Origin of the sequence: Blautia sp. AF26-2, from assembly GCF_003460955.1 — a bacterium.
GTDB lineage: Bacteria > Bacillota > Clostridia > Lachnospirales > Lachnospiraceae > Fusicatenibacter > Fusicatenibacter saccharivorans.
This window is the reverse complement of sequence record NZ_QTWD01000023.1, coordinates 1-6,233: the sequence shown is the minus strand read 5'-3', so window position 1 is coordinate 6,233 and position 6,233 is coordinate 1. Positions and strand designations below refer to the sequence as shown.

Sequence of the window (6,233 nt, the reverse complement as noted above, 5' to 3'; positions counted from 1 at the left end):
TATTGATGCCTGCATTCGTATCCCGGTCATGAACTGCATGACACCCGGGGCACTCCCAGATACGAATGCGCAGATTTTTCACCAGCGGATTCCGATAGCCACAGGAACTGCAGGTCTGGCTGCTCGGATACATCGTTGGTACTTTGCGGATTTCATTTCCATACCACACAGCTTTATATTCCAGCATTTCGAAAAACTTTGCCCACGAAACACTGGCTATCGACTTTGCCAGTTTATGGTTCCGGATCATTCCCTTTACATGCAGGTCTTCGATGCAGATGGTTTGGTTTTCACACACCAGCATCGTTGACTGTTTCTGCAGGAAATCATTTCTTTGATTCGTTACTTTTTCATGTACTTTGGCAACTCGAATTCGCTGCTTATCCCGGTTATGGGATCCTTTCTCTCTTCGGGAAAGTCTGCGCTGTTCCCTTACAAGTTTTCGCATCGAGCGTTCCAGATATTTGGGATTCGCTACTGTATTTCCGTTGCTGTCAGAATAGAACGTTTTGATTCCAACATCAATCCCAATCGTTCCACCCTGATTAGGTCGCAGTTCCGGTTCAAATTCAACGTTCAAAACCGCAAAATATTTTCCGGATGGCGTATGCTCAATGGTTACGTGATGAATGTTTCCCACTTCCATTGACTGACGCACTTTCACATATCCGAGCTTCGGAAGTTTGATATATCTTCCCACGATACGAATGTTGTCTTTTTGATTTACCGTTCTGTACGACTGAAAATGGTTATGTTTGCTTTTGAAAGTTGGATGGGACGCCCTTTTTTGAAAAAAGTTTACAAATCCCCGGTCAAGATCCCGCAATGACTGCTGTAATGCGATGGAATCGACTTCTTTCAGAAAAGCAAACTCTTCCTGCTTTTTCAGTTCCGTCAGCATGGCAGAAGTCTGGCCATAGCCGATTTTTTTCCCTTTTTCATAGCCTTCCTTACGCATGGCAAGTCCCCGGTTATAGATGAACCTGCAGCATCCCAGCGTCTGGTGGATGAAGGCTTTCTGTCCTTTATTCGGGTAGATTCTGAATTTGATCCCTTTTTGCATTATCCCATCTTATCCTTTTGTCTCTGCGATGTTTTCTGGTTTTCGATATACTGTTTTACTGCTTCCAGCGGAGCACCACCCACCGTCGATACAAAATAGCTGTTTGTCCAAAGCGTCGGCATCTTAGTTTTAAGATATGGAAATTCCTGTCTTAAAATTCTGGAAGTATAGCCTTTGAAAGATTTTACGGCTTTGTGAATACCAAACTGAGGGTCTACTTCCAGCAGCATATGAACATGATCCAGCATGATTTCCATTTCCAGAATCTCTACAGAAAGATTTGCAGCATACTCTGTGAGCAGTTCCTTCAACCTGGTATCTACACCATTGGTTAATACTTTTCGTCTATATTTAGGACACCATACTACATGGTATTTGCACGAATAGACGACATTGTTGTTTGATTTATATGTTGTATTCATGTTTGTATTATACTATATTTTTCCATTTAATACAACCGCTATTTTGTCCATCTCAATTACTTGCGTAAATTCGATGGACGCGTCTTATATCCCCATAGCTAAAGCAAGAGGTTTTACGACGCATTGGATAAACCACATCCATACTCCAACTACTATAAGCAATATACCCGATATTCTTCCTGCAAATTTCGACTTTTTATATCCTAGAAAATTTATTGTTTCGGGAGTTGTAAATGGCAATAAAACAACATCCATACCCATTACTATAATTCCAATTCCTATTATGAAGACATTATTGTTAGAAATAATGCCATAAAACATAACTAAGAAACCCAAAATAATGCCTAATATAAAATACTTGATTTTATGGCTGTCTTTATCCACCATCTTTTCATAACAATTTTCACATTTACTGTTACAAAATTCAAAATTGCCATTTAGTTTTTTACCACAATATTTGCATTTTTTCATACTGTTTCCTCGGTAATCCTCAAAAATTCATTCAACAGCTCACGATTTTCTCAATTCTCCAAACTTGAATTTCTGGATGAGTATAATATGCGGAAAATAAACTTAACTCCATCTTAAATATAGTGCTGAGTTTCACTGCCACTCTTTAACACCATTTTCGCCACACCAAGCAATGCTGCAAACAAAACACCTGCAACCGGCCATACAATCCATGTAATATCCCAGCTCATCGTCCAGAAGCTCCATGCAAGGTAAATCGCTGTAGTCAAGCACCAATATACACCAGAAAACGTGTCAGTCTTTTTCTTAAACAGTTTTTCTTCTTTTGTATATTCCCCTTCCTGAAGAAGGGTATCGTAACTGCTTTTTACCATCCCAACACGAACCAACAGATTCACTCCTATTGCAAGTATGAATAGCAGTAATCCAACGGAAAGACCACAGTAATAGTCGGACGCTTCCATAGATTCGGCAATAATTGTCGGAATCACTGCCAGTATACAAAGCACTACCCCAACAGCCGTTCCTCTGATAAAAATTGGTTCATAGGAATCTTTTTTTTCTCGTACCATTCCAGATACACCATACTCTGTTTCAAAGCATTCTTTTTCAAAATGTTCCATATGTGATTCACTCATTCCATATGTAATAAACAAAAAGACGGCTGCCGCAACCATTCCAAGCAAAAAAACACATCCAAATACTGTTGCCAGAGATTCCGAAACATGAAATACGCTATCTTCTGCCATTGTCACAAGAACAATCAATAATATTGGACTTAAGATACACATACTTGTTGCGTTTGCCACTACTTTGGATCCATTTCTTTTCATGTCAAGAAATTCATTTGCATTCTCCATAGTTACTTTTTTCAACGGTTCTGCATAGCTTTCAGTACTTTCGTGATAGGTGATATTTTCTGCTTTCATTTCATCTTTTAATAGGTAATCTGTACTAACACCAAAAAGCTCCGACATCTGTAAAATTCTTTGCAAATCTGGAACAGCTCCTGCACTTTCCCACTTAGATACTGCCTGTCTGGATACGCCCAACTGATTGGCTAGTTCTTCCTGTGACCATCCATTCTTTTTTCTTTCCTCTGTAATCTTATCAGCTAAAATCATTTTTTCCTCCTTTTGCAGATTTTATGAGCTAAATATAACAGTTTTGCTGTTTGCATTCCACCATTTCAGGCTGTAAATCTGTCAACCAGCAGTTGCAAATCACAAAAGGACTCTATGAATCCCGATTTTCCAGCAATACAAGCAGGAAATTATTTATCATCTGTATTGTTTTCCTTTTTCTTATGAGTCGAACCCAAGCAAAGAAACGAAGAACCAAGACATAACCATACTATAGCCATAGAATTTTCATTTCCACTCGTAAAGTCTATAGCTGAGGCTACGAGAAACAGAACTGATGCAATATAAAATAAGATTGATTTATTTATTCCTTTTTTCATAAATAAGAATCTCCTCCAAATCCCGACTTTGATAAACCCATTATACCCTTTCTGAAACATCCTGTCACCACATTTCATCAGATCAGAACCTGTCAAAATCCTCCTGCGTGGCAACCTGTCTCCATCCCTTATACTCATCGTTCCTGCTTTCCACAAACATATCATTCACCATCCCGATAGTCAGCAGATCCAGATCCCGGATGGAAATCCCCAGCTGCACACACCGGAGAAGAAACAGGGGAGTTGTCATTTCACGGTCTGTTGCATGAAGTTTTTTAGCCTCCACATCCGTCCTGATGTTCATCCCCCACAATTCAATCAGCTTCGGCAAAACCTGATAAATACTGAATCGCAGGTATCTCTGTCAATCCTGATATCTTTGCCGCATTGGTTCTGTTATGCCCTGCAAGCATCTCATAGCCCCTTGCAGCTTTCCTCACAATCACCGGATTCAGCACACCATGATCCCTGATGCTCTGTACCATATCTTCCAGGCGTTCTCCCTCATACAGCCGGAACGGATGATCATGAAACGAATGTATTTCCTCAACCGGAATAGAAACAATCCCGTTCACAGGCACTGGCGTATTCTTCACCGGATCCTCAGCAAGAAGGTCCAGTGCGTCCTGAAATACTTTTCTTTTTGGTGCATTAGCTTTCATCCCCAACCACCTCCTCTGCCAGATTCCGGTATGCTTTACAAGCCTTATTCTCCGGTGCATACTCCAGAAGCGGCTCACTGTAATAAATTGATTCTCCCACCTTTACTGTGTTTGGTATGATACTCTTAAAAATCCGGATCTGTCCATCAAAAGTATCCGTCAGCTGTTCTGTGATTACCTTACAGAGATTTGTTCTGGCATCACACATAGTCAGCAGGATCCCTGCAATCTGCAGGCGGTCATTCAGTCTGCTTCTGACTTTCTTCACTGTCCGGATAAAATCCTGCAATCCCATCGTTGCCAAAAGCTGCGGATTGACGGCAATAATCACCTCATCAGCCGCCGTCAATGCGTTAATCGTCAATGTTCCGAGCGATGGACAGGTGTCTACAATAATATAGTCATACAGCCCTCTCAGCGGCTCCAGAATACCAGTCAGCATCTTCTCTGAACCCATCTCCATCCGCAGCTTACTGTCCACTGCTGAAAGCATCATGGATGACGGAATAAAGTCCACGCCATTTCTGCTCTGAATAAACTCTGACAGATCCGGCATTTCCTCATCTTCCAGCCGATTCATCATCAGATGTCCAATCGTCACCGGCACAGCCGCAGGATCTTCTACTCCGAAGCAGGTTGTCAGATTTGCCTGGCTGTCAAAATCAACAGCCAGAACCCTTTTTCCCATCTCAGCCAGTGAATACGCCAAATTCCAGGAGCTGGCAGTTTTGCCAACTCCCCCTTTAAATGATCCACACATTATAATCCTTGCCATACATTCTCCCCCTCTCATGCTTTCTTTCCATAACAGCCTGCACTCTGCTCTGCCACATATTTTGCAGTAATTTCTTCTTTTTCATTCTGGTATCTGATTATCAGTTTCTTAATCTCCTCATCCATAAATGCGGTCTTCGCTTCCTGCTCTTGTGCTTTATCCACATCCGGCGTGATAATCAGCTGACCATTTTCACATTTCACCTGCACATAATCCCCAAGATGAAATCCCAGTTCTTCCAGCCACTTTCCTTTTAATGTAATTGCCGGAACTGTCTCATATTTATAACCGCTCTGTCCACAAACCTTCATATTCCTTACATTTTTCTTTGCCATAGAATTGACTCCTTTCAGATTTGACTAATAGATTTTCAGATAAAAAGAAAAAGCCGCTGACACGTTATCTTCTAACGCATCAACAGCTTCTATCCTGCTTTAATTCAGTGTATTATTCGATTTTATTTAGGCTCTTTACCATCTTTAATACGATAGTAATCATCCATATCCACGCTGAGTTTTACCGTGGTATCTGGTTTTCGGTTGCTCAAGAGGCACACAGTTTCAACGGTACTTTCGTTGTCCCAACAAAGTTCCTGTATTTCCCTGTCTCCAAAATACACCGGGAAGCGGAACTTTATGTGCTTCAGGAATCTGCCATCCGGCTGCTCCTGCTCATAAATGTCCACCTGTTCTACAAAGCTGTTAAGAAATTCTTTCTTCTCCAGGTCGGTGAACTTATCATATAGTTTATCAAAATATAAAAGAAATTGATAGACGTTTTCTTCTGATATTTTCTGTTGCTGAATATTCAGCAGGCGGTTCTTGACTTCTTCTATACTGTTCTCCACGCCTTCAATTTCATCATACAGACGGTATAACCTTGTCTCCATATCCTGATATTTCTTTTCATAAAATTTATCCATGATGTCCAGGCTATCCATCTGCTGTCCAAGTCTTGCTTTTGCTCCGGTCAGCTGCCTGTACTGTTTTTCCAGTCTTTCAATCTCTTTTTCTATTTCTTCTGTATCTATTCTTGAACCAATTTTATTCAGAATTGCTTCTTCAAATTTCGGATTCTTCACCAGTTTCCGGATAACTTCTTCTACTGCATTGTTAATCTTCTCTTCGCTCCATTGTTTACGATATCCACATTTATGACCGTCTACCAGGCGACGATGTTTGCGGGCATAATAGAAATAATCCTTATATAAGGTTCCGTCTTTCTTTTTCTTTCGGTTCACGTTTCCATACATACCGCTTCCACATAACGGACATCTCAATATTCCGGATAAAATATGCTCATGATCGAGGCTATGTGTCTTTTCATATTTTACACCTGTTTTTTCCCGTTTTTGATGTGCCAGCTCCCAGTCTGTTTC

The 6,233-nt window shown here is 40.8% G+C and carries 10 protein-coding genes; all 10 read right to left on the bottom strand.

Translation table 11 applies throughout. The features are described from left to right. A partial coding sequence (gene tnpB, locus DWY63_RS17740) for an IS200/IS605 family element RNA-guided endonuclease TnpB (protein WP_243001919.1) occupies positions 1–1,063 on the bottom strand: 1,063 nt, incomplete at its 3' end. Continuing rightward, entirely contained in the window at positions 1,063–1,485 is a 423-nt protein-coding gene (gene tnpA, locus DWY63_RS17735) for an IS200/IS605 family transposase (RefSeq protein WP_117802752.1), read from the bottom strand. The genes tnpB and tnpA, both read right to left, overlap by 1 nt. 84 nt (positions 1,486–1,569) lie before the next feature. Further along, a complete protein-coding gene (locus DWY63_RS17730) occupies positions 1,570–1,956 on the bottom strand; it encodes a DUF2116 family Zn-ribbon domain-containing protein (protein WP_117802751.1) in 387 nt (128 codons plus the stop codon). Between the two features lie 113 nt (positions 1,957–2,069). Then, positions 2,070–3,080, bottom strand: a complete 1,011-nt coding sequence (locus tag DWY63_RS17725) for a helix-turn-helix domain-containing protein (protein ID WP_117509301.1) — start codon at positions 3,078–3,080, stop codon at positions 2,070–2,072. Positions 3,081–3,229: 149 nt separating this feature from the next. Continuing rightward, positions 3,230–3,418: a hypothetical protein gene (locus tag DWY63_RS17720; RefSeq protein WP_117509428.1), complete on the bottom strand. Its 189-nt coding sequence runs from the start codon at positions 3,416–3,418 to the stop codon at positions 3,230–3,232. Positions 3,419–3,500: 82 nt separating this feature from the next. Next, positions 3,501–3,722: a hypothetical protein gene (locus DWY63_RS17715; RefSeq protein ID WP_147343095.1), complete on the bottom strand. Its 222-nt coding sequence runs from the start codon at positions 3,720–3,722 to the stop codon at positions 3,501–3,503. A gap of 10 nt (positions 3,723–3,732) precedes the next feature. Further along, complete coding sequence (locus tag DWY63_RS17710) at positions 3,733–4,080, bottom strand: ParB N-terminal domain-containing protein (RefSeq protein ID WP_243001918.1); 348 nt, start codon at positions 4,078–4,080, stop codon at positions 3,733–3,735. After that, positions 4,070–4,855 (bottom strand): ParA family protein, encoded by a 786-nt coding sequence (locus tag DWY63_RS17705; protein ID WP_117802749.1) that lies wholly within the window; start codon positions 4,853–4,855, stop codon positions 4,070–4,072. The genes DWY63_RS17710 and DWY63_RS17705 overlap by 11 nt, the downstream gene beginning before the upstream one ends. Positions 4,856–4,869: 14 nt before the next feature. Next, positions 4,870–5,190 (bottom strand): SymE family type I addiction module toxin, encoded by a 321-nt coding sequence (locus tag DWY63_RS17700; protein WP_117509302.1) that lies wholly within the window; start codon positions 5,188–5,190, stop codon positions 4,870–4,872. Between the two features lie 122 nt (positions 5,191–5,312). After that, positions 5,313–6,233: zinc ribbon domain-containing protein (locus tag DWY63_RS17695; protein ID WP_243001917.1), on the bottom strand; the 921-nt coding region annotated here is incomplete at its 5' end.

Coding starts and splice junctions, on each gene's coding strand:
- DWY63_RS17715 (WP_147343095.1), bottom strand. CDS start 3,722: ATGAACATCAGGACGGATGTGGAGGCTAAAAAACTTCATGCAACAGAC.
- DWY63_RS17720 (WP_117509428.1), bottom strand. CDS start 3,418: ATGAAAAAAGGAATAAATAAATCAATCTTATTTTATATTGCATCAGTT.
- DWY63_RS17710 (WP_243001918.1), bottom strand. CDS start 4,080: ATGAAAGCTAATGCACCAAAAAGAAAAGTATTTCAGGACGCACTGGAC.
- DWY63_RS17705 (WP_117802749.1), bottom strand. CDS start 4,855: ATGGCAAGGATTATAATGTGTGGATCATTTAAAGGGGGAGTTGGCAAA.
- tnpA (WP_117802752.1), bottom strand. CDS start 1,485: ATGAATACAACATATAAATCAAACAACAATGTCGTCTATTCGTGCAAA.
- DWY63_RS17700 (WP_117509302.1), bottom strand. CDS start 5,190: ATGGCAAAGAAAAATGTAAGGAATATGAAGGTTTGTGGACAGAGCGGT.
- DWY63_RS17725 (WP_117509301.1), bottom strand. CDS start 3,080: ATGATTTTAGCTGATAAGATTACAGAGGAAAGAAAAAAGAATGGATGG.
- DWY63_RS17730 (WP_117802751.1), bottom strand. CDS start 1,956: ATGAAAAAATGCAAATATTGTGGTAAAAAACTAAATGGCAATTTTGAA.